19 protein-coding genes are annotated in these 23,000 nt (G+C 40.2%); 9 read left to right on the forward strand and 10 right to left on the reverse strand.

The window, feature by feature from the left end; translation table 11 throughout:
- Positions 1-19: 19 nt before the first annotated feature.
- From lpdA to ampD, 5 genes are all read right to left on the reverse strand, one after another.
- Positions 20-1,450 carry a dihydrolipoyl dehydrogenase gene (gene lpdA, locus BTO22_RS10850; protein ID WP_105055482.1) on the reverse strand — a complete coding sequence of 477 codons (1,431 nt, stop codon included), beginning with the start codon at positions 1,448-1,450 and terminating at the stop codon, positions 20-22.
- A gap of 270 nt (positions 1,451-1,720) precedes the next feature.
- Complete coding sequence (aceF, locus tag BTO22_RS10855; protein ID WP_105055483.1) at positions 1,721-3,598, reverse strand: pyruvate dehydrogenase complex dihydrolipoyllysine-residue acetyltransferase; 1,878 nt, start codon at positions 3,596-3,598, stop codon at positions 1,721-1,723.
- Positions 3,599-3,609: 11 nt separating this feature from the next.
- Positions 3,610-6,273, reverse strand: coding sequence for a pyruvate dehydrogenase (acetyl-transferring), homodimeric type (gene aceE / locus BTO22_RS10860; RefSeq protein ID WP_105055484.1), 2,664 nt, complete (start codon positions 6,271-6,273; stop codon positions 3,610-3,612).
- A 55-nt stretch (positions 6,274-6,328) separates the two neighbouring features.
- A complete protein-coding gene (gene pdhR / locus BTO22_RS10865) occupies positions 6,329-7,099 on the reverse strand; it encodes a pyruvate dehydrogenase complex transcriptional repressor PdhR (RefSeq protein ID WP_105055485.1) in 771 nt (256 codons plus the stop codon).
- Between the two features lie 288 nt (positions 7,100-7,387).
- Positions 7,388-7,939, reverse strand: a complete 552-nt coding sequence (ampD, locus tag BTO22_RS10870; protein WP_105055486.1) for a 1,6-anhydro-N-acetylmuramyl-L-alanine amidase AmpD — start codon at positions 7,937-7,939, stop codon at positions 7,388-7,390.
- Positions 7,940-8,063: 124 nt separating this feature from the next.
- Here ampD and nadC point away from each other — a divergent pair, with 124 nt between their 5' ends.
- The 8 genes from nadC to yacG all read left to right on the forward strand — a co-directional run bounded on the left by nadC (position 8,064) and on the right by yacG (position 15,308).
- On the forward strand, positions 8,064-8,951 hold the full coding sequence (gene nadC / locus BTO22_RS10875; RefSeq protein WP_181044596.1) for a carboxylating nicotinate-nucleotide diphosphorylase: 888 nt from the start codon (positions 8,064-8,066) through the stop codon (positions 8,949-8,951).
- Positions 8,952-9,291: 340 nt separating this feature from the next.
- Positions 9,292-9,762, forward strand: coding sequence for a pilin (locus BTO22_RS10880; RefSeq protein WP_105055488.1), 471 nt, complete (start codon positions 9,292-9,294; stop codon positions 9,760-9,762).
- 3 nt (positions 9,763-9,765) lie between these two features.
- On the forward strand, positions 9,766-11,457 hold the full coding sequence (gene pilB / locus BTO22_RS10885; RefSeq protein WP_105055489.1) for a type IV-A pilus assembly ATPase PilB: 1,692 nt from the start codon (positions 9,766-9,768) through the stop codon (positions 11,455-11,457).
- Between the two features lie 19 nt (positions 11,458-11,476).
- Positions 11,477-12,715 (forward strand): type II secretion system F family protein, encoded by a 1,239-nt coding sequence (locus tag BTO22_RS10890; RefSeq protein ID WP_105055490.1) that lies wholly within the window; start codon positions 11,477-11,479, stop codon positions 12,713-12,715.
- 104 nt (positions 12,716-12,819) lie between these two features.
- Positions 12,820-13,707 carry a prepilin peptidase gene (locus tag BTO22_RS10895; RefSeq protein ID WP_105055594.1) on the forward strand — a complete coding sequence of 296 codons (888 nt, stop codon included), beginning with the start codon at positions 12,820-12,822 and terminating at the stop codon, positions 13,705-13,707.
- Positions 13,704-14,327 (forward strand): dephospho-CoA kinase, encoded by a 624-nt coding sequence (gene coaE / locus BTO22_RS10900; RefSeq protein ID WP_105055491.1) that lies wholly within the window; start codon positions 13,704-13,706, stop codon positions 14,325-14,327. The genes BTO22_RS10895 and coaE overlap by 4 nt, the downstream gene beginning before the upstream one ends.
- Positions 14,328-14,332: 5 nt before the next feature.
- The gene (zapD, locus tag BTO22_RS10905) at positions 14,333-15,079 is read left to right on the forward strand and encodes a cell division protein ZapD (RefSeq protein ID WP_105055492.1); all 747 of its coding nucleotides are present in this window, start codon (positions 14,333-14,335) and stop codon (positions 15,077-15,079) included.
- Between the two features lie 7 nt (positions 15,080-15,086).
- A complete protein-coding gene (gene yacG / locus BTO22_RS10910; protein WP_105055493.1) occupies positions 15,087-15,308 on the forward strand; it encodes a DNA gyrase inhibitor YacG in 222 nt (73 codons plus the stop codon).
- Between the two features lie 60 nt (positions 15,309-15,368).
- On the opposite strand, the gene mutT is transcribed toward yacG, so the two are convergent.
- Positions 15,369-15,767 (reverse strand): 8-oxo-dGTP diphosphatase MutT, encoded by a 399-nt coding sequence (gene mutT / locus BTO22_RS10915; protein ID WP_105055494.1) that lies wholly within the window; start codon positions 15,765-15,767, stop codon positions 15,369-15,371.
- An 86-nt stretch (positions 15,768-15,853) separates the two neighbouring features.
- On the reverse strand, positions 15,854-18,577 hold the full coding sequence (secA, locus tag BTO22_RS10920; RefSeq protein ID WP_105055495.1) for a preprotein translocase subunit SecA: 2,724 nt from the start codon (positions 18,575-18,577) through the stop codon (positions 15,854-15,856).
- Between the two features lie 331 nt (positions 18,578-18,908).
- Between secA and BTO22_RS10925 the strand changes: the two genes are divergently transcribed.
- Complete coding sequence (locus BTO22_RS10925) at positions 18,909-19,379, forward strand: DUF721 domain-containing protein (RefSeq protein ID WP_258132541.1); 471 nt, start codon at positions 18,909-18,911, stop codon at positions 19,377-19,379.
- A gap of 61 nt (positions 19,380-19,440) precedes the next feature.
- Here the strand turns inward: BTO22_RS10925 and lpxC are convergent, their stop codons facing one another.
- From lpxC to ftsA, 3 genes are all read right to left on the reverse strand, one after another.
- Positions 19,441-20,358, reverse strand: coding sequence for a UDP-3-O-acyl-N-acetylglucosamine deacetylase (gene lpxC, locus BTO22_RS10930; RefSeq protein ID WP_105055496.1), 918 nt, complete (start codon positions 20,356-20,358; stop codon positions 19,441-19,443).
- 105 nt (positions 20,359-20,463) lie between these two features.
- Positions 20,464-21,705 carry a cell division protein FtsZ gene (gene ftsZ / locus BTO22_RS10935; RefSeq protein ID WP_105055497.1) on the reverse strand — a complete coding sequence of 414 codons (1,242 nt, stop codon included), beginning with the start codon at positions 21,703-21,705 and terminating at the stop codon, positions 20,464-20,466.
- Between the two features lie 32 nt (positions 21,706-21,737).
- A complete protein-coding gene (gene ftsA, locus BTO22_RS10940) occupies positions 21,738-23,000 on the reverse strand; it encodes a cell division protein FtsA (RefSeq protein WP_060994098.1) in 1,263 nt (420 codons plus the stop codon).

Below are 23,000 nucleotides of genomic sequence, written 5' to 3' on the forward strand. Positions count from 1 at the left end.
TAATGGTTATTAGGAGAAATTATTTCTTTCTCTTCACTGCTTTTGCATTTGGAAGGTCAGTAATAGAACCTTCATAAATTTCAGCAGCCATACCAATTGATTCATGCAATGTTGGGTGAGCATGGATAGTTAATGCGATATCTTCTGCATCACAACCCATTTCAATTGCAAGACCGATTTCGCCAAGAAGTTCACCAGCGTTAGTACCAACAATTGCACCACCGATAACGCGGTTAGTGTCTTTATCAAAAAGAAGCTTAGTTAGACCATCAGCACAATCTGAAGCGATTGCACGGCCTGATGCAGCCCAAGGGAAGCTTGCAGCTTCGTAGTTAATGCCTTCGGCTTTTGCTTCTTTCTCTGTTTTACCAACCCAAGCGACTTCTGGCTCAGTGTAAGCAATTGAAGGAATCACTTTAGGATCGAAGTAGTGCTTCTTACCAGAGATAACTTCAGCAGCAACGTGACCTTCATGCACACCTTTGTGAGCAAGCATAGGTTGACCTACGATATCACCAATAGCGTGGATATGAGGTACGTTAGTACGCATTTGCTTATCAACATTAATGAAACCACGTTCATCAACAGCAACACCCGCTTTCTCAGCATCTAATAAGCTACCGTTTGGAACACGACCGATAGCAACAAGAACAGCATCATAACGCTCAGCTTCTGCTGGTGCTTTTTTGCCTTCCATTGAAACGTAGATACCATCTTCTTTTGCTTCAACTGCTGTCACTTTCGTTTCAAGCATTAAGTTGAACTTCTTGCTCACACGCTTAGTGTAAACTTTAACGATATCTTTATCTGCTGCAGGAATTACTTGGTCAAACATCTCAACAACGTCAACTTGAGAACCCAGCGCATGATAAACCGTACCCATTTCTAGACCGATGATACCACCGCCCATAATAAGCAGTTTCTTAGGAACTTCTTTAAGCTCAAGCGCATCCGTTGAATCCCAAATACGTGGGTCTTCATGTGGAATGAACGGTAGCTTAATTGGACGAGAACCAGCAGCAACAATCGCATTATCAAAGTTGATTGTTGTGTTGCCATCTTCACCAGTTACTTCAATAGTGTTTGCGCCAGTAAATTTACCAAGGCCATTTACTACTGTGACTTTACGCATCTTAGCCATACCGCCAAGACCGCCAGTCAGTTGAGTAACTACTTTTTCTTTCCATAAACGGATCTTATCGATGTCCGTTTGAGGCTCACCAAATACGATGCCGTGATCTGCCATCGCTTTTGCTTCTTCAATAACTTTAGCTACGTGAAGTAATGCTTTTGATGGGATACAACCAACGTTTAAACATACACCACCAAGCGTGTTGTAACGTTCAACGATAACTGTTTCTAAACCTAAATCTGCACAACGGAATGCTGCAGAGTAACCAGCAGGACCGGCACCAAGTACCACAACTTGGGCTTTAATTTCTTTGCTCATTTTGACCTCGTTATAGTCATTTCCCTAACAGGCTGACCGATGTTCTAGTATTGTTTTCAGACTGACTTTATTTTACATATATGTTAACAGTGTGAAAGCAAGATGGGGTTAGCCTGTGAGCTAGACAACAATTCACGTTAATACACTTCCTATAAAAAGTGTTAAAAAACGCAAATTGTATTTAATTCTAAAAACTGAAGTTAACCTTCAATTTATGAAGCAATAAGGCGGCTTATTTGCCACCTTATTGTTTATTTCAATTACCGCTAATTACAGTACCAAGCGACGAATGTCTGATAATGCACTGTTTAAGAAAGTAATAAAACGAGCGCCTTCTGCACCATCAATCACACGGTGATCGTAAGATAGAGACAGAGGAAGCTGTAGGCGTGGAGCGAACTCTTTGCCATTCCAAACTGGTTTAATTTCAGATTTAGATACACCTAAGATACCTACTTCTGGAGCATTTACGATTGGTGTAAATGCTGTACCACCGATACCGCCAAGGCTTGAGATTGTGAAACAACCGCCTTGCATATCAGAAGCCATTAATTTACCAGCACGTGCTTTCTTAGAAATAGCCATTAGCTCTTCAGATAGCTCGTAAATGCCTTTTTTGTTCACGTCTTTAAATACAGGAACAACAAGACCGTTTGGCGTATCAACTGCGATACCTACGTTTACGTACTTCTTAAGGATGATACTTTCGCCATCATCAGATAATGAAGAGTTAAACGATGGGAATGCTTCAAGTGCTTTCGCAACCGCTTTCATGATGAACACAAGTGGCGTGATCTTCATACCTGTATCATTCTTCGCTTCGATTGCATTCTGTTCTTTACGGAATGCTTCTAGCTCTGTGATATCAGCATTATCCCACTGTGTAACGTGCGGGATCATTACCCAGTTACGGTGCAGGTTAGCGCCAGAAATTTTCTTAATCTTAGAAAGTTTCTTAACTTCTGTTTCACCAAACTTACTGAAATCAATTTTTGGCCACGGAAGTAAACCAAGAGCAGAACCGTCACCGCCTTTACCTGATGCAGCAGCACCAGATTCAAGACGCTTAAGCGCATCTTTCACAAAGCTTTGAACGTCTTCTTTTAGGATACGGTCTTTACGGCCAGTACCTTTAACTTTAGCAAGGTTTACACCAAACTCACGAGCAAGACGGCGAACAACTGGAGACGCGTGTGCGTATTCGTTGTTTGCTTCAAATTCACCCGTAGCTGCTGGAGCAGAAGCCGCTGCAACTGGTGCAGGAGCTGCTTGTGCAACTGGTGCTGCTGTCGCTTGTGCTACAACTGGTGCTGCGCCTTCAACAACAAATGTCATGATTAGAGAGCCAGTTGATACTTTATCGCCAGCTGCAATCTTAATCTCTTTGATAGTACCAGCAAAAGGAGCAGGAACTTCCATTGATGCTTTGTCGCCTTCAACAGTAATTAGAGATTGCTCTTCTTCTACTGTATCGCCAACAGCAACCATGATTTCAGTTACTTCAACTTCATCACCGCCGATATCTGGAACATTTACTTCTTTCTCAGCAGATACTGCTGGAGCCGCTGCAACTGGTGCTGCTGCCGCTTGAGGAGCAGCTACTGGAGCAGAACCTGCAACTTCAAAGATCATAACTAAAGAGCCAGTTGACACTGAATCACCAGAAGCGATTTTGATTTCTTTAACTGTACCAGCGAATGGTGCAGGAACTTCCATTGAAGCTTTGTCGCCTTCAACAGTTAAAAGAGATTGCTCTTCTTCTACTGTATCGCCAACAGAAACCATGATTTCAGTGACTTCAACTTCATCACCGCCGATATCTGGAACATGAACTTCTTTAAGCTCAGCAACAGATGCCGCAGCAGGAGCAGCTACTGGAGCCGCTTCAACTACTGGATCTGCAGGTGCAGCAGCACCCTCAGCTTCAAAGATCATGATTAGAGAACCAGTTGTTACTGAATCGCCTTCAGAAATTTTAATTTCTTTAACGATACCCGCTTGAGACGCAGGAACTTCCATTGAAGCTTTATCGCCTTCAACAGTGATCAGTGACTGCTCTTCTTCAACTCGGTCGCCGACCTTAACTAGAATCTCAGTTACTTCAACCTCATCTGCACCGATGTCAGGTACATTAATTTCGATTGTCATTGTTTTCTACCTTATGCGTATTGCGGGTTAGTTTTTTCAGTATCGATATTGAATTTAGCAATTGCTTCTGCAACAACTGATTTCTCAATATCACCACGTTTTACAAGTTCAGTTAGAGCAGCAACAACTACGTAGCCTGCGTTAACTTCGAAGTGGCGACGTAGATTCTCACGGCTGTCTGAACGACCAAAGCCATCAGTACCAAGTACTTTGTATGATTCAGTTGGCATAAATGCACGTACTTGCTCAGCGTAGTTCTTCATGTAATCTGTCGCAGCGATTGCTGGTTCGTTACCAAGAACTGTTGTGATGTACGGTACTTTAGCTTCTGCTTCTGGGTGTAGCATGTTGTAACGCTCTGCATCTTGACCATCACGAGTTAGCTCGTTGAAAGAAGTAACAGAGAATATGTCCGACGCTACGCCGTAATCTTCACTTAGGATCTGTGCTGCTTTGCGTACTTCATTCATGATAGTACCAGAGCTCATTAACTGAACTTTAGCTTTAGAACCAGCATGAGACTCAAGCTTGTAGATACCTTTACGGATGCCTTCTTCAGCGCCTTCTGGCATTGCTGGCATTGCGTAGTTTTCGTTCATAACCGTTAGGTAGTAGTAAACGTTTTCTTGGTTCTCACCGTACATGCGACGAATACCGTCTTGCATGATTACCGCTAGCTCGTAAGCAAACGTTGGGTCATAAGAAATACAGTTAGGAACTGTGTTTGCCATGATGTGTGAGTGGCCATCTTCGTGTTGTAGACCTTCACCGTTAAGCGTTGTACGACCTGCAGTAGCACCTAATAGGAAACCACGTGCTTGTTGGTCACCCGCTAACCATGCCATGTCACCAATACGTTGGAAACCGAACATTGAGTAGTAGATGTAGAATGGGATCATTGGTAGGTTGTTTGTGCTGTATGATGTTGCAGCTGCAACCCAAGATGCCATTGAACCTAGTTCATTGATACCTTCTTGAAGAACTTGACCAGAAGTTGCTTCTTTGTAGTAAGAAACAATGCCTTTATCTTCAGGAGTGTAATCTTGACCGTGTGGGTTGTAGATACCAACCTGACGGAATAGACCTTCCATACCGAATGTACGTGCTTCATCACAAATGATAGGAACGATGTTCTTACCAATGTTCTTATCTTTAAGTAAGATATTTAGTGTACGTACGTAAGCCATCGTTGTTGAGATATCACGCTTCTGCTCACCTAATAGAGGGGCAAATGCATCAAGCTCTGGCACTTTGAATTCTTGAGTAAACTTAGGCAGACGCTTAGGTGTGTAACCGTGTAGCGCATCACGACGTGCGTGTAAGTAGTTGTACTCTGCAGAACCTTCTTCTAGTTTAAGGTAAGGAAGTTCTTTGATTTTCTCATCAGAAAGAATGTCTTCTAAACCTAAACGATCACGTAGGTGTTGAACATGAGTCATGTCCATTTTCTTAACACCGTGTGCAATGTTCTTACCTTCAGCAGCATCGCCCATGCCGTAACCTTTAACAGTTTTAGCTAGGATAACTGTTGGCTTACCGCCTGTTTCTTTTGCATTGTTGAATGCTGCGAACAGTTTAGATGAATCATGACCACCACGCTTAAGAGCGAAGATTTCGTCATCAGTCATATCAGCAACAAGTGCTGCAGTCTCAGGGTATTTACCAAAGAAGTTCTCACGAACGTAAGCGCCATCTTTAGATTTGAATGTTTGGTAGTCACCGTCGATAGTTTCGTTCATTAATTGAAGAAGTTTACCAGTCGTGTCTTTAGCAAGTAGTGAATCCCAGTTGCTACCCCAAATAACTTTAACAACATTCCAACCAGCACCTTTAAATAGGCCTTCTAGTTCTTGAATGATGCTACCGTTACCCATAACAGGGCCATCTAGACGCTGTAGGTTACAGTTAATTAGAAAACATAGGTTATCCAATTTTTCACGAGCAGCGAAAGAGATCGCACCGCGTGATTCTGGCTCATCCATCTCACCATCACCTAGGAAAGCGTATACACGCTGAGCGCCAGTCTCTTTCATGCCACGGCCTTCAAGGTACTTAAGGAAGCGCGCTTGATAGATAGCAGAAATAGGACCAAGACCCATAGACACTGTAGGGAACTGCCAGAATTCAGGCATCAGTTTAGGGTGAGGGTAAGAAGGAATACCTTTACCATCAACTTCTTGACGGAAGTTATCTAGTTGCTCTTCAGTTAAACGACCTTCAACGAAAGCACGAGAGTAGATACCAGGAGAGATATGACCTTGGTAATAAACTAAATCACCACCATCCGTCTCATTTGGAGCACGGAAGAAATGGTTGAAACATACTTCGTAGAATGCAGCTGCAGATTGGTAAGAAGCCATATGGCCACCTAGATCCAAATCTTTCTTCGAAGCACGTAGAACGATCATGATTGCGTTCCAACGAATAATTGAACGGATACGACGCTCAAGAGTAACATCACCAGGGTACGCAGGTTCTTGCGTTGCTGGAATGGTATTGATGTAGTTAGTATTGATACCTGTAGCCATATCAACACCATCTAAACGAGCTTTATCAAGAACTTGCTCTAATAGATACTGGGCGCGTTCAACACCCTCTTCACGTACAACTGACTCAAGAGCTTCTAACCAATCTTGAGTTTCTAGTGCATCAACGTCATGCTTCATGTCAGACATGCGAGCTATCCTTTTATTTGTTGGTTCAAATAGGGTGACAATGAAATGAATCGAATTAATCCATATCATTACTTTGTTGAATTCGACGAAGCGAGCACTCTCGGCGGCTCTCTTCTTTTGTCAATTCCAACAATGTTTCTTCAATATAGGCAAGATGTGAGTGTGATGCCAAACGCGCCTCTTCAGGCTTTCCTGACACTATCGCCTCTACAATCTCAGCTCTATGCTCTCTTACCTTTTTTACCACCGCTTCACGACGATTTAATAAGGTAAAATTTTGTAATACGTTTTGCTCAAGCAAGGGCTCTAAACTGCGAACCATGTGAAGTAATACCACATTGTGCGCCGATTCTGTGACCGTAATAAGACAATGCATAACCGCAGACGCTTCCGCTTTTAAATCACCATCTTGTTGTGCTTGTTGGATTAATTTATGTGACTCTTTAATCCGTTTAAAATCTTCTTCATTACCACGTAAAGCCGCGTAATAAGCAGAAATACCTTCTAACGCATGACGCGATTCCAATAAATCAAACTGTGTTTCAGGATGCGTTGCTAGTAAATCTAACAACGGCTCTGAGAAACTTTGCCACAGCCCTTTATTAACAAACGTTCCACCACCTTGACGGCGCGTTAATAAATGCTTTGCTTCTAAACGTTGTATTGCTTCCCGTACCGAAGGGCGAGAAACATCAAACTGTTTTGCTAACTCTCTTTCAGCTGGTAATTTTTGCCCAGGAGAAAGGGTTCCTTCTAAAATCAGCCGTTCAAGCTCTTGCTCGATTACATCGGACAGCTTTGGCTGACGTATCCTTTGATATGTCATCGTAGCTCAACCTAATTTAAGTTGATTACTTCCCACATTACCGTGAGTCATTCGTCACTTTAAATAATTGGTAATACCAATTTTATTTGAGGTGCAAGTTATCATAAAAAAAGGGAATTTGTCTAGATAAAAGTTGATTTGAATCATGGAACGGAGTTGGCTTACATTGTTAATTAACAATATAACCACACAATAAATACAATTGGTCTGACCAATTTGATTTATAAATAGAGATTCATGTGCCAAAATCAAGAAATTAGAGTTCATAAATTTAAGAGCTAACCTCTTCTATTTCCTTAACTTATGGTACTTTTCCCAATGAAATGATAACCCCGGATCTGTTTTTCTTAATGGGGCTATGTACTGGTGACCAGTAATGCGCTTATCAACAATCAATGGGTAAGCGTCTTGTAGCACGTTTGTTACAACGGCCAGACTGTCATATTGCTCTTGAGTATAGGCAGTAAAATCAGTCCCTTCCAACTCAATACCAATACTGTAATCATTACACCGCTCTCGTCCTGCAAAGGAGGAGGTTCCTGCATGCCAAGCCCTTGCATTAAAAGGAACAAATTGCACAACGCAGCCATCACGCCTGATCAAACAATGCGCCGATACTCTAAATTGATGGATCACCTTAAAGAATGGATGATCGTCTGGATTTAGCGTGCCCGTAAATAGCTGTTCAATATAAGGACCACCAAATTGCCCCGGCGGTAAACTGATGTTATGCACCACAAGTAAGGAAATATCTTTATCATCAGGACGAGCATCATAAAATGGCGATACCACATGCTTTGCTTCATTAAGCCAATGATCTGTTGATAAAGTGAATTTCATCATCTATTCCTATCTCAATTAAAGTATCTTGTGCAACTTGTATGTATCTTATGATGAAATTCTGCTCTAGCGCGAGTATTATTGTTACCATAATTCTATTTCAAATAATTCAATGGACCTCACCATGATCAAAACCCATGACAGCGCCTCTCGTCTTGAATATTTAAAACAACAGCTTCCAACCGAAATTACTCGTGCCGTTTCAGATACACTACGTGAGGATTTAGGTGGAACTCTCGATATAAGTACGGACATTACCGCAAGCTTAATCGCAGAAGAAACACAATCTGTTGCAACGATCATCACGCGTGAACATGGTGTGTTTTGTGGAAAAATGTGGGCCGATGAAGTTTTTAAGCAACTCGGTGGTACCGTTTCTATCCAATGGCACATAGAAGATGGAGATAAAGTCGAACCAAACCAAACGCTTTGTACTTTAACAGGCCCATCACGCACACTATTGACTGGTGAGCGCAATGCGATGAACTTCATTCAAACACTCTCTGGTTGTTCTACCACCACAGCAATTTACGCTGAAAAAATTGCACACACCAAATGTCGTCTACTTGATACTCGCAAAACCATTCCGGGTTTACGCAGTGCATTAAAATATGCCGTAGCTTGTGGCGGTGGTTTCAATCACCGTATTGGTGTTTTTGATGCTTATCTAATTAAAGAAAATCACATTATTGCCTGTGGCGGTATTGAAAAAGCGATTTCTACAGCTAAAGAGCTAAATCCAGGAAAGCCTGTTGAAGTAGAGACAGAAAGCCTAGAAGAACTGCAACAAGCGATTGATGCAGGTGCTGACATTATTATGTTGGATAACTTCACTACCGACATGATGCGTGAAGCCGTTAAATTAAATGCGGGTCGCGCTGCACTAGAAAACTCAGGCAATGTCACTTTAGATACGATTGCAGAATTCGCTGAAACGGGAGTTGATTACATCTCTGTCGGCGCATTAACTAAGCATCTAAACGCAATGGATTTATCAATGCGTTTTAAGTAACCGCTATCTAACTGATTAAAAAGGCTAACATTACGTTGGCCTTTTTTATTTCTTTGTACATAATCCCCTATAAATAACTTTGACTAACCCCACACTACACAACTTCAATATAGTTAATTAACTCTTTGTTTCTAAATTAAGAATTGCGATCGAACATAAACTAAAAAATGTCATAACTTGAAGTTTATCGTATTTGATTTTGCAAATTTCATTGTCAACATAATAAAGTGGTGCATCACTCGAACCTTCTCTTTTTCTCTCTGCACGCTCTTTTTATTCGATTTATTATTTTGCACATCAAATAAAACATGAATCAGCTTGATTCATCTTGGAGGGAAAAATGAAACAACGTCAAGGACAGAAAGGCTTTACCTTAATTGAGTTAATGATTGTAGTTGCGGTGATTGGGGTGCTGTCGGCAGTTGCAATACCTCAATACCAAAAATATGTAGCTAAAGCTGAAGTTGCATCCGCTTTAATTACTTTATCAGGACTAAAAACTAACGTAGAAGCGTTTACTGTCGAAAATGGAAAATTTCCAACGGGCTCAGGAACAGAAGAACCTGAAAATCTTGGAGCTCCAGCAGAAATGGATTTAGGTGATATTAGTTTTACAGCTCAAGGCACTGGCGTAAGTGGTGCTAGTGGTACTATAAAGTTTGTATTCGCAACCTCAGCAAGTAACAGTGTAAGCTCTTTAATATCAGAAAAAAGCTTTGAATTAACAAGAAATAATAGCGGTACTTGGGATTGCCAAACATCAAGCTCTGATGGTGTAGATGCAGATCTCCTTCCAAAAAATTGTAAGTAACAAATGCATACCAACCTAGCCTCAATCTTGCGTCAAGCTGAACTCATCAGTTCGGCGCAAGAAAACACCATTATCGAACACGTACAATCAGGGGCACACACCGTGCCTTCTGCGCTTTTGGCTGACCGTATTTTTAGCCCAGATGAACTAGTAAGCCATCTTGCTCACATCTTTGGGTTAGATGTTATTAATATCACCCAATATGACTATGCTGATTGTTGCCAAAAGTTGGGCTTACGCGATCTCATCACCAAATATCAAGCGCTGCCTATTTCTAATGATGGTTGCAATATTCAACTTGCCGTCAGCGACCCAAGCATCGCCCAAGTTGAAGACGATTTTCGCTTTACCACAGGAAAACAAATCACTCTCGTTTTAGCCGACCAAGGTCAACTTGAAGCCGCTGTACGTCGTCTGTATGGACGCAGTATTTCAACCTCTGATTCATCGCACCGTAAAGACATCACTCAAGATGAACTCGCCTCATTAGTTGATGTATCACTTGATGAAATGACGTCTACCGAAGATCTCAGTCAAGATGATGCGCCAGTTACTCGCTTTATTAACCAAATTCTATTGGAAGCCGTCCGAAAAGGTGTCTCAGATATTCATTTTGAACCTTACGAAGAGACCTATCGAGTCCGTTTTCGTTGTGATGGGATCTTAATAGAGAACAGTTCACCTTCTTCACATTTAAGTCGTCGCCTTTCTGCTCGCTTAAAGATCATGGCTAAACTTGATATCGCAGAGCGTCGCTTACCACAAGATGGGCGAATTAAATTAAAACTGAACAGTGATATATCGATAGATATGCGAGTTTCTTCCCTTCCCACCTTATGGGGAGAAAAAATCGTTTTACGTTTATTAGACAGCAGTGCCGCAAGTTTAGATATTGATAAATTAGGCTACAGCGACAAACAAAAAGAGCTTTATCTTAACGCATTAAAACGCCCTCAAGGGATGATATTAATGACAGGCCCAACAGGCAGTGGTAAAACCGTCTCTCTCTATTCTGGTTTGAACATTTTAAATACCACAGAAAAAAACATATCCACCGCTGAAGATCCGGTAGAAATAAATCTTAATGGGGTAAACCAAGTACAAGTCGCCCCTAAAATCGGGTTTACTTTCGCCCATGCCCTGCGTTCTTTTTTACGACAAGATCCAGACATCGTCATGGTCGGTGAAATTCGAGATCTCGAAACGGCAGAAATCGCAGTAAAAGCGGCGCAAACAGGGCACTTAGTACTTTCGACACTCCATACCAATTCAGCAGCAGAAACCGTAGTTCGCTTAGGTAATATGGGGATAGAAAACTTCAACCTTGCCTCTTCCCTTAGTTTAATTATCGCCCAACGCTTAGCGAGGAGACTTTGCCCTCACTGTAAAGAAGTTGACCCTCTTAGTTCAGAAACACGAGAAGAATATTGTATCGATTTATTAAGTACTATTTTTAAAGCTCGACTTGAGGGCTGTAATGAATGTACTCATGGTTACTCTGGCCGTATCGGTATTTACGAAGTCATGCCCTTTACGCGTGAATTATCAATCGCCATCCTTAAAGGAGCGACAGTAAGACAAATTGAACAACTCGCCATCAAACAAGGTATGGACAACCTAACTACATCCGGCATTAAACGACTTGAAGATGGCACAACGAGCTTACAAGAACTCACTCGTGTTCTTTATTTTTAATTCTTAAGTAAGTACTCCTATGCTAAAACCAAAAACCAAAATAAAAACGCTTACCCTGCATAACTTCCAATGGCGTGGCATTAATAGCACTGGTAAAAAAGTATCAGGGAAAATCCTTGCGCTTACCGAAGTAGAAGTTAGAGCAAAGCTCAACGAACAAAGCATTCAAATAAAGAAAATTAAAAAGCGCAGCATTTCTAGTTTTGAAAAAATGAAACACGCCGTTAAACGAAAAGACATCACTCTTTTCACTCGTCAATTAGCCACAATGCTTGGTGCAGGTGTGCCCATAGTGCAATCATTACAGCTCATCGCTGAAAACAATATTAAAGCTGAAATGAAATCCATTCTTAGTCAAGTTTGTTTATCAATAGAGGCAGGAACCCAACTTTCAAAAGCACTCTCTACCAGCTGCTCACTCTTTGATTCTTTTTATATTGATTTAGTGGCGACAGGTGAAGAAACAGGCAGTTTATCGCACGCATTTGCTCGTTTAGCTGAATACAGAGAAAAAAGTGAGGCATTACGAGCAAAAGTCGTCAAAGCGATGATCTACCCTACAATGGTTTTTTTAATCGCGATTGCGGTTACCGTTTTAATGCTTATGTTTGTTATCCCTGAATTTGAATCGATTTTTAAAGGGTTTGGGGCCGATCTTCCTTGGTTTACCCAGCAAGTCGTCAATGCTTCCCATTTTTTACAAAATTATGGATTCTCGATTTTATTCATGTTGGGGCTTGCTTCCCTATCGCTGCATTTATTAAAAAAGAAATCTTATTATTTTCGATTTATGCTCAACCGACGCGGTTTGCAACTGCCAATTATTGGAACGGTACTCTCCAAAGCAGCCATTGCGAAATTTAGTCGAACTCTCGCCACCAGTTTTAGCTCGGGGTTACCTATTTTACATAGCTTACAAACCACCAGTAAAACCGCAGGCAATCTTTACTACCAAGAAGCTATCTTATCCGTACAACAAAACACTGCAGCAGGGATGCCTCTTTATTTAGCAATGCGACACACTCAAGCATTCCCTGAAATGGTCTTGCAAATGGTCATGATTGGTGAAGAATCTGGGCAGTTAGATGATATGCTCAATAAAATTGCGTTCGTGTATGAAGACGAAGTTGATAATACCGTCGATAATTTAGGGAAGATCCTTGAACCTTTTATTATTCTATTTTTAGGAGTCATGATTGGTGGTCTTGTTGTCTCTATGTACCTCCCTATTTTCAATTTAATGAATGTTATTGGATAAGCTTAACTCTATTTCGCCAGGAAATACCTGCTCTTACCTACTTCCTTTAGATGAACTCTGATAAAATAAATGCATTAAATTATAATGATCTCGGATACTCTTACATGGCTGTTTTTGATTACTACCCTTGGCTTTTCCCCCTCTTTGCTACTCTTTTTGGTTTACTCGTGGGTAGCTTCCTAAATGTGGTTATTTATCGCCTCCCTATCATGATGGAAAAAGAGTGGAAAAAAGAGTGTGTTGATTGCTTCCCGGACTTACAGCCTCAAAAAAAATCATCCGAAAAAGAAGAGATATTCAATTTAAGTGTTCCTCGTTCTCGCTGCCCAAAATGTAATACACAAATTAAATTCTACGATAATATTCCTGTAATTAGCTGGTTATTACTAAAAGGAAAATGTCGTCAATGCAGTAATCCAATTAGTTTTAGATATCCTGCAATTGAACTGTTATCTGGTGCTATGTGTTTTGCTGTTTCTTATTTATTGCCTTTTTCTTACTTTGCTATTACTGCCGTTCTATTTACCCTCGTTCTCATTGCTCTCACCTTTATTGATATAGATACAATGCTACTGCCCGATCAAATAACCTTGCCACTATTATGGACAGGAATATATCTCGCTTTAGTTGGTTGGAGCTCAGTCTCTTTAATTGATTCTGTTATTGGGGCAATGGCAGGCTATCTTATCTTATGGTCCATCTACTGGGGCTTTAAACTTATAACAGGTAAAGAAGGCATAGGGTATGGTGACTTCAAATTATTAGCCGCTCTTGGGGCTTGGCTTGGCTGGCAACAATTGCCTTTACTTGTTCTACTCTCTTCTGTTGTCGGTGCTATTATTGGTATAGCAATGCTCCGAGCTCAAAAAAATGGCTTTGATAAAGCCATTCCATTTGGTCCATATCTCGCCATTGCCGGTTGGATATGTCTTTTATGGGGGCATGAAATCAGCCATTGGTACTTTACTTCAATATTAGGATTTCCAGTATGAGTTATGTTGTAGCTATTACTGGCGGTATTGGAAGTGGAAAAACCACCGTTGCAGATAATTTCCACTATAATCATAATATTGACCTTGTTGATGCTGATATTATTGCTCGAGAAGTTGTTGAGCCAAACACTATTGGATTAACTAAAATCATCGAACATTTTGGCAATTCTATTTTATTAAATGATGGTCACTTAGACAGAACAGAACTTAGGCAGCGTATTTTTTCAAACCCTGAAGAGAAAAAATGGATAAACGATCTACTCCATCCTCTTATTAGAAAAGAAATGCAACGCCAGCTCTCGTTAGCTACTTCTGATTATGTATTACTTATTGTTCCTTTATTAGTTGAAAACCAATTGCAATATTTAGCAAATCGCATTCTTGTTGTTGATGTTTTGGAGCAAACTCAAATTAATCGAACCATGAATCGTGATAAAGTAAATCAAGAGCAGGCTAAGGCAATATTAATGTCACAAGCTTCACGAGCTGAGCGATTAGCTATCGCTGATGACATTATTAAGAATGATCACAATATTCATGACTTGGACAGTGAAATAGCTCTGCTACATAATAAATATCTGCTATTGTCTCAAGAATCGATAAATGAAGAGAATCAATAACGACTATGAATGGATTGGGCATGCAAAAATTTGAACACCCTTTAAATGAAAGGACTCGAATTTATTTACGAATAGAATCTCTCTTTCGTAAGCTTGGGCATTCTGCAGATTTAACTCAACCGTTTGAATACCAAGTTTTCTTTAGTTCCCTTTTTAATATGCTCGATATTCTAGAGCAAGTTCAAGTTAAAGCGGATTTAGGTAAAGATTTAGAAAAGCTTCGTTTACAATACAGAGCTTGGATGGATATCGAAGGTGTTGATCAATCTGCTTTGCTTTCGGTATTAGAGCAAATTAGTCAAGTTCATCATAATTTGATGCAAACCACTCGCCCTGGTCATTCTTTAAAAGAAGACCGCTTTTTATCGGCCTTAAAACAGCGCTTTTTTATCCCTGGTGGAGATTGTTGTTTTGATCTTCCTGCATTACACCATTGGCTACATCTCCCTTTAGAAGTAAGATGCAGGAATACCCATAATTGGATGTCCCAACTGCTTTCTCTTTCTGATGCATTGTCGTTATGGTTGCGATTAACAAGAGAGACTGCACGCTTTGAACCACAAATAGCACGTAATGGTTTTATGCAAAGCGAAATGGAAAATGCAAATCTATTACGTTTAGAGATCCCAATAGATAGTGGTGTTTATCCAATGATCTCAGGGCATAAAAGTCGTTTTGCGTTACGCTTTATGTCTTTCGAAACTAATAAGAATTGTGAGAAAGACATTGAGTTTATGCTTGCTGTCTGCTGAGGAAAACATGTCAGAATCAAATAACGAACAATCAATAACTAAACCGACTATAGTTAAATGTCCAACTTGCCAATCTGCTGTTATATGGAATACCGAAAGTCCGTTTCGCCCATTCTGCAGTAAAAAATGTCAAATGATTGATTTCGGTGAGTGGGCTGATGAAGAGAAATCAATTCCAGGCGCACCTGACATGTCAGATTCTGATGGTTGGTCTGAAGACCAATACTAATAAAAATAAAAAAGCGATCGTTATGATCGCTTTTTTATACTTATTCATATTAGATTACTACTAACTAAATTGCTCTACGACTTTATTTAATACAGGTACATTCGCTTCTGGAAACTCATACTTTTTAAGCTCGGAAATTGATACCCACAAGCCTTCTTGGCCTTCTTTCCCATAAGGTTGATTATCAAATTGAGTTACAGTAAAAAAATCAAAATAAAGCGATTTATCAGGGTAATCATGGGATAAAGATTCAAATAAATGAAGTTCAGTTGAGTTAATGCCAACCTCTTCATTAAGCTCTCTTATTAATGCTTGCTCTGCACTTTCTTCAGCTTCGACTTTACCACCAGGAAACTCCCAAAAACCACCTTTATATGCTTTATCAGGACGTTTAGTAATAAATACTTTATCTTGTTTAGGGTTCAAAATAATCGCTGCGACAATATGTAATCGTTTCATCAATAATCTTACCTACAATACGTTTTAGTTATAAAAAAACCGCTAAAAATAGCGGCTTTCTATTAATTATAAACAGCCTATATCAACTAGATTTTTCCGTGACACTGCTTGTATTTTTTACCAGAACCGCATGGGCATGACTCATTTCGTCCAACTTTACGTTCATCACGTACTACAGGAGTATGACCATCTTCTGATGTTTCACCATCATCCAATTGGTTTTCTGCATTTTGATGTTGTAATTGTTGACGGCGAGCCGCAGCTTCTGCTTGCTGAAGACGCTTCTCTTCCATACGCTCAACATCTTCTTGTTGTTGTACACGTACTTTACTTAAAATCGAAACCACATCAAACTTCAAGGTATCAAGCAGGCCTTCAAATAACTCAAAAGACTCACGTTTGTATTCTTGTTTTGGGTTCTTCTGAGCATAGCCACGTAAATGAATACCTTGACGAAGATGATCCATTGCTGCTAAATGTTCTTTCCATAAACCATCAAGCGTTTGTAACATAACAGCTTTTTCAAAGTTACGCAGAACAGATTCGCCAACAGACTCTTCTTTATCTTTGTATACTTGAATTGCCGTTTCGATGATTTTTTCACGTAAATTATCTTCGTGGAGTTTATCATCACTGTCTAACCATTCTTGAACAGGAATATCTAAATCAAAATCAGCACGTAGACGTGTAGTTAGCCCTTCGACATCCCACATCTCTTCTAGAGATTGAGGCGGAATATATTGGCCAAATAGACCTTCAAGTACATCTTGACGGTTGTGTGCAATCATGTCGCTAATATCATCAACATTCATTAGTTCATCACGTAACTCATAAACCACTTTACGTTGGTCATTGGCTACATCATCATACTCAAGAAGTTGCTTACGAATATCAAAGTTACGGCCTTCAACTTTACGCTGTGCATTTTCAATGGCTTTAGTTACCCATGGGTGCTCAATTGCTTCGCCTTCTTCCATACCTAACTTCTTCATCATGCTAGATACACGGTCTGAAGCAAAGATACGCATCAATGCATCTTCCATTGATAAATAGAAACGAGAAGAACCAGCATCACCTTGACGACCAGCACGACCGCGTAATTGGTTATCGATACGACGTGATTCATGGCGCTCAGTACCAATAATATGAAGACCACCGGCAGCAAGTACTGCATCGTGAGCTTCTTTCCATTTAGCTTTAGCTTCTTGGATTTGAGCCTCAGTTGGCTCATTTATTTTAGCAAGTTCAGCCTGCCAACTACCGCCAAGTACGATATCCGTACCACGGCCAGCCATGTTAGTAGCAATGGTTACAGCACTCGATGTACCGGCATTTTCAACAATCTCTGCTTCTTTTTCATGAAATTTAGCATTAAGTACATTGTGCTTAATTTTTGCTTTCTTCAATGCATTTGAAAGTAGCTCTGATTTTTCAATCGAAACGGTACCAACCAGTACTGGCTGACCACGTTCAGAACACCCTTTAATATCTTCAATGATAGCTGCAAATTTTTCTGCTTCTGTCATGTAGACTAAATCACCCATATCATTACGAGTCATTGGACGGTTAGTTGGAATAACTACCGTATCAAGACCATAAATAGATTGGAATTCAAAGGCTTCTGTATCAGCAGTACCTGTCATGCCTGACAGTTTGTCGTATAGACGGAAGAAGTTTTGGAAAGTGATTGATGCTAATGTTTGGTTTTCGTTCTGAATTTTCACACCTTCTTTTGCTTCAACCGCTTGGTGTAAACCTTCAGACCAACGACGTCCTGGCATTGTACGGCCAGTATGTTCATCAACGATAATAACTTCATCGTCTTTTACAATATAATCTACGTCTTTTTCAAACAATACATGTGCACGTAATGCAGCATTAATATGATGAAGTAAGCTGATATTAGCAGGAGAATATAAAGTATCATCTGCCTCCATTAAGCCTTCATCTTTTAGTAATTGCTCAACAAACTCTTGACCGTTTTCCGTCAGGTGAGTTTGTTTTCCTTTTTCATCTAATGTGTAGTGACCTTCACCACGATACTCTTCACTGTCTTCTTCATCTTGTTTAACAAGCTGCGGGATCAATGTATTAATTCGAGTATAAAGTTCTGAGCTATCTTCTGCTGGACCAGAAATGATAAGAGGGGTACGAGCTTCATCGATTAAGATTGAATCCACTTCATCGATCACGGCAAAATAGCGTTCACGCTGAACACGGTCTTCAGCACGGAAAGCCATGTTGTCACGTAAGTAGTCAAAACCAAATTCATTATTTGTGCCATACAAAATATCGCATAAATACGCTTGTTTTTTCTCTTGAGGTGGCATATTAGGTACGTTGATACCAACGGTCATACCTAAGAATTCAAACAATTCACGGTTTGTCTCTGCATCACGTTTTGCAAGGTAATCATTCACGGTTACAACGTGTACACCTTTACCTGTTAATGCATTTAAATAACACGGTAAGGTTGCCGTTAGTGTTTTACCTTCACCTGTACGCATTTCAGCAATTTGGCTATCGTTTAGAACCATACCACCAATCATTTGAACATCAAAATGACGCATACCATATAGGCGTTTAGATGCCTCTCGAACTGTTGAAAAGGCTTCTGGCAATAAACTATCTAAATCTTCACCTTGCTCTAAACGTGCACGGAACTCGATTGTTTTCGCTTTTAATTCTTCGCCTTGTAATGATTCGAATTGTGGTTCGAGTTTATTAATTTGATCTACGATTTTACGTAGCTTACGTAATGTACGATCATTACGGCTACCGATAACTTTTGTTAGAATTTTAGAAAACATGATTCCGTTGCTTCTCTTATCTCTATGATCATTTCTGATCGGTTTATCTGAAATGTGAATCAATCACCTAGAGAAATTACTCTAAGAAAAAAACTTCTTTATATACTTACCTTATGGGGATTCGACTTTGATTTTTCAAGGCCAATCATGATTGTTGTGTTGCTAGTCATCATAAGTAATAATTAAGAAAGTATAAGCGATAATGCGAAGCAATCCTAAGCTAAATCCGTAGAGTTTGATTTCAATTCTGAAAAAGTCAGATCTAATTGGCATTTATGACTTTTTTTTGAGAAACCGCAATTAAATAACGTCCTATTAGTGAGAGTTCACAATGATGCGAGACCACAGGCCTCAGCCTGCAAATGATTTTTTTAATAATACTCGCTTCAAAGATCTTCAAGAAAAAGCGATTATTTTATCTAAACTATCTACAGTACTAAAAGATTCATTACCTACGGGCTGTGAAGATCATTGCCGTGTGGCAAATTACCGCCAAGGATCATTAGTGATCGAAGTATCTAGCAGTGTATGGGCGACACGAATTAACTATGAAAGATTAGCTATTTTATCGGCTTTTCGCCGTCACGGCTTACCTGGTTTATCTAATTTAGAAATTAAGATCAACCCAGATCTAGCCCGATCTTTTATTGGCGAGAAACCAGCTGTCTATAAATCAGAGAAACAAGCCAAACGAGAATTATCTGCCGCAGCAGCAAGTGCATTAGAAATGGTAGCAGAAACCGCATCACCAAAATTAAAAAAACGATTAGAAAGTTTAGCGGCTTTAGCAAATAAGAAATAAGAAATACGATAGATACAAAAAAGCCAAGCAATTTGCTTGGCTTTTTTAATTTGATGATGGATTAGGCAAGTACCATTCCTGGCTGCATAAATGCAACTGGTGATTCTTGTTCATCTTCAATGGTTGTCCACTCCCATGCTTCTTGATCAGCAAGAACAGCACGAAGTAACTGATTATTCAGAGCATGACCTGATTTGTAAGCACTTAACTCACCTAAGATACTATGACCACACATATATAGGTCACCAACAGCATCTAGTACTTTATGCGTTACAAATTCATTATCAAAACGTAATCCGTCTTCGTTAAGAATACGGTAATCATCTAGTACGATTGCACAATCAAAACTACCACCTAAACATAGGTTTTGTGATTGTAAGTACTCAATATCACGCATAAACCCGAAAGTACGAGCTCGTGAGATATCTTTGATGAACGATTGGCTTGAAAAATCAAACACTAACTTTTGGTCATCTGATTCAATCGCTGGATGATTGAAGTCGATAGTAAAATCTAGGCGGAAACCGTTATAAGGACGAATTTCGGCCCATTTATCACCATCTTCAATGCGAACAGGTTTCTTAATACGAATGAATTTCTTCGCCGTATTAAGCTCTTCAATACCCGCAGATTGTAAAAGATAAACAAAAGGACTTGCACTGCCATCCATAATTGGAATTTCAGGTGCATCAACTTCAATAACAACGTTATCAATGCCCATGCCCGCTAAAGCAGCATTCAAGTGTTCAACCGTTGAGATTCTGACACCTTCATCATTAACTAACGCTGTACATAGCATCGTATCGCGCACTGACTCTGGATCCGCAGGAAAATCTACCGGTGGATTAAGGTCTGTACGACGATAAATTACACCTGTATTTGATGCTGCTGGACGAAGAGTAAGCGTGACTTTTCGACCTGAGTGTAAACCCACGCCTGTCATTTGTACGATACTTTTCAGTGTACGTTGTCTGATCATATGCTCATCTCAACTATAAATATGCTTGATTTCAAACCAATTATAAGAACTGGTCTGATATTCTAGCACACAACTTTCAATAAAACCAAATCGCTTGATGATTAATTAGTCAGCTTGGCGTCGTAAAAACGCTGGGATATCTAAGTAATCTTCTTTTTGATCTGGCTTAGCTTGCGCTGCACCTGCATTCTGAACACCTGCCGCTGGCGACGTTGATGGTGTAGTTTGCGGTGCTGCTGGCTTAGTCACCTGCACATTTTGTGCCGGTTTTTCTACCGTTGGTTCAACAACTGGTGCTTTCGCTTGTGGCTGAACTGCAGGTTGAGCAACTGGTGCAGGTTGAGTTGGTGCAGCTGCTTTATTTGTCACTAACGTGATTTCAGGCTTTTTTTCTGTACCGATACCTGTAGCAACAACCGTCACTCTAATTTCATCAGTCATATCAGGGTCAAGAGAGGTACCAATAACAACGGTTGCATTATCTGATGCAAATGCTTTTACTGTATTACCTACGGTCTCAAATTCATCAAGACGCATATCAAGACCTGCAGTAATGTTAACAAGAACACCACGAGCTCCAGCTAAATCGATGTCTTCCAGTAAAGGACTTGAAATCGCTTCTTCTGCTGCTTGCTCTGCTCGGTCTTCACCTACTGCGATACCACTACCCATCATTGCATGTCCCATTTCAGACATAACAGTACGAACATCGGCGAAATCGACATTAATCATACCTGGGCGAGTAATCAACTCAGCAATACCTTGAACAGCATTACGTAGAACATCATTTGCTTTTGCAAATGCTTCTAATAATGTGATACCACGGCCTAGTACTTTTAGTAACTTTTCGTTTGGAATCGTAATTAATGAGTCAACATGTTTTGATAACTCTTCAATACCTTGCTCAGCAAAAGCAAGACGTTTACGACCTTCAAAGCTAAACGGTTTTGTCACAACAGCAACAGTTAGAATATTCAATTCTTTTGCTACTTCTGCAATGATAGGAGCTGCACCAGTACCAGTACCGCCGCCCATACCCGCTGCGATAAATACCATATCGGCACCAGCAAGAACTTCTTTAAGGGCTTCACGATCTTCTAGAGCTGCATCACGGCCTACTTGCGGGTTTGCACCTGCACCTAAACCTTTTGTGATGTCTCCACCAATCTGAATAACTGTATTTACACTAGTCTTACGAAGTGCCTGAGCATCAGTATTTACACTGATAAATTCAACACCTTCAATTGACTCACGTACCATGTGCTCGATAGCATTACCGCCACCGCCACCTACACCAACAACTTTAATTACTGCGTCGTCGGACATTTCCATCATCGGCTCAAACATCTGTTCTCTCCGTTTCTTCCTGTTCGCTCAGGTTAAAACTCTTTTAGTATCCAATTTTTAAATTTCTTTATTACGGTAGCAAAAGATTGGTGCTTACTTGGCACATAATCTTCATCGTCATGCAATTGACTTTCTTTACCGTAATGCAAAAGTCCTACCGCTGTTGCTTGATAAGGTTCTTTTACGTAATCTGTCAGGCCTGTCACCTCTAAAGGTTGGCCTATTCTTACTTGAGTTTGAAAAACACGCTCTGCGCAATCTGCCAAACCTTCAATTTGTGCACCACCACCGGTTAACACGATACCAGCAGCAAGATGATGCTTTGTTCCTTCAGCGCGTAATTTATCTTGAATTGCAAGAATACGCTGGTTTACAAGACCTAGCAGTTCAGAATACCTTGGTTCGATAACTTCTGCTAGCATTCTTCGTTGTAAACTTCTAGATGGTCGACCACCAACACTAGGAACATTGACTGTTTCATCGCGATTAATATGCTCGCTAATTGCGCAACCATATTTAACTTTAAGTTTTTCAGCATCATTAAATGGTGTGCCGAACGCATAAGCAATATCACTGGTTACTGCATTACCAGCATAAGGAAGAACCTCTGCATGACGTAAGGAACCATCAGTCCAAATTGCAATATCCATTGTACCTGCGCCGATATCAACTACACAAACACCAAGATCTCGCTCATCTTCTGTGATTACCGCATTACTCGATGCTAAACCAGAGAAAATAATATGTTCGACTTTTAAACCACAGCGTTCAACAGCTTTAACAATATTTCGCGCCATGTCATTATGACATGTAATTAAGTGAACGCTTACTTCCATTCTCATACCCGATAACCCTATTGGATTTCGAATACCTTTTTGCACATCAATAGAGAACTCTTGTGGAATAACATGCAATGTACGCTGTTCATCACCAATCTTAACGGATTTAGCTGTGTGAATAACACTATCCATATCATCTTGAGTCACTTCCTCTTCAGAAATAGACCCCATTCCTTTCTCTATTTGACTAGCAATATGCTTGCCCGATAAAGAAATAAATACAGAGGTAATGGTGCATTCAGCCATAAGCTCAGCTTGATCAATCGCTCTTTGAACTGATTTTACTACCGATTCAAGATCGTTAACGCCGCCTTTATCCATTCCACGAGAGGGACATGATCCAGAGCCAATAACGCTCACTTGGCCATCAGGTAAAACTTCGCCAACTAATGCTGAAACTTTGTTTGTACCTATGTCTAAACCAACAATAATACTGCCTTCTGGCGTTTTACTCAT

Source organism: Aliivibrio sifiae, assembly GCF_002954705.1.
GTDB classification, from domain to species: Bacteria; Pseudomonadota; Gammaproteobacteria; order Enterobacterales; family Vibrionaceae; genus Aliivibrio; species Aliivibrio sifiae_A.

Bases quoted from the DNA above. Each gene is read 5' to 3' on its own strand.
- BTO22_RS10925 (WP_258132541.1), top strand. From the start codon at position 18,909: ATGATGCGAGACCACAGGCCTCAGCCTGCAAATGATTTTTTTAATAAT.
- secA (WP_105055495.1), bottom strand. From the start codon at position 18,577: ATGTTTTCTAAAATTCTAACAAAAGTTATCGGTAGCCGTAATGATCGT.
- mutT (WP_105055494.1), bottom strand. From the start codon at position 15,767: ATGAAACGATTACATATTGTCGCAGCGATTATTTTGAACCCTAAACAA.
- coaE (WP_105055491.1), top strand. From the start codon at position 13,704: ATGAGTTATGTTGTAGCTATTACTGGCGGTATTGGAAGTGGAAAAACC.
- BTO22_RS10890 (WP_105055490.1), top strand. From the start codon at position 11,477: ATGCTAAAACCAAAAACCAAAATAAAAACGCTTACCCTGCATAACTTC.
- BTO22_RS10880 (WP_105055488.1), top strand. From the start codon at position 9,292: ATGAAACAACGTCAAGGACAGAAAGGCTTTACCTTAATTGAGTTAATG.
- aceE (WP_105055484.1), bottom strand. From the start codon at position 6,273: ATGTCTGACATGAAGCATGACGTTGATGCACTAGAAACTCAAGATTGG.
- yacG (WP_105055493.1), top strand. From the start codon at position 15,087: ATGTCAGAATCAAATAACGAACAATCAATAACTAAACCGACTATAGTT.
- nadC (WP_181044596.1), top strand. From the start codon at position 8,064: ATGATCAAAACCCATGACAGCGCCTCTCGTCTTGAATATTTAAAACAA.
- lpdA (WP_105055482.1), bottom strand. From the start codon at position 1,450: ATGAGCAAAGAAATTAAAGCCCAAGTTGTGGTACTTGGTGCCGGTCCT.
- lpxC (WP_105055496.1), bottom strand. From the start codon at position 20,358: ATGATCAGACAACGTACACTGAAAAGTATCGTACAAATGACAGGCGTG.
- ftsZ (WP_105055497.1), bottom strand. From the start codon at position 21,705: ATGTTTGAGCCGATGATGGAAATGTCCGACGACGCAGTAATTAAAGTT.
- aceF (WP_105055483.1), bottom strand. From the start codon at position 3,598: ATGACAATCGAAATTAATGTACCTGACATCGGTGCAGATGAGGTTGAA.
- ftsA (WP_060994098.1), bottom strand. From the start codon at position 23,000: ATGAGTAAAACGCCAGAAGGCAGTATTATTGTTGGTTTAGACATAGGT.
- ampD (WP_105055486.1), bottom strand. From the start codon at position 7,939: ATGAAATTCACTTTATCAACAGATCATTGGCTTAATGAAGCAAAGCAT.
- pdhR (WP_105055485.1), bottom strand. From the start codon at position 7,099: ATGACATATCAAAGGATACGTCAGCCAAAGCTGTCCGATGTAATCGAG.
- pilB (WP_105055489.1), top strand. From the start codon at position 9,766: ATGCATACCAACCTAGCCTCAATCTTGCGTCAAGCTGAACTCATCAGT.
- BTO22_RS10895 (WP_105055594.1), top strand. From the start codon at position 12,820: ATGGCTGTTTTTGATTACTACCCTTGGCTTTTCCCCCTCTTTGCTACT.
- zapD (WP_105055492.1), top strand. From the start codon at position 14,333: ATGAATGGATTGGGCATGCAAAAATTTGAACACCCTTTAAATGAAAGG.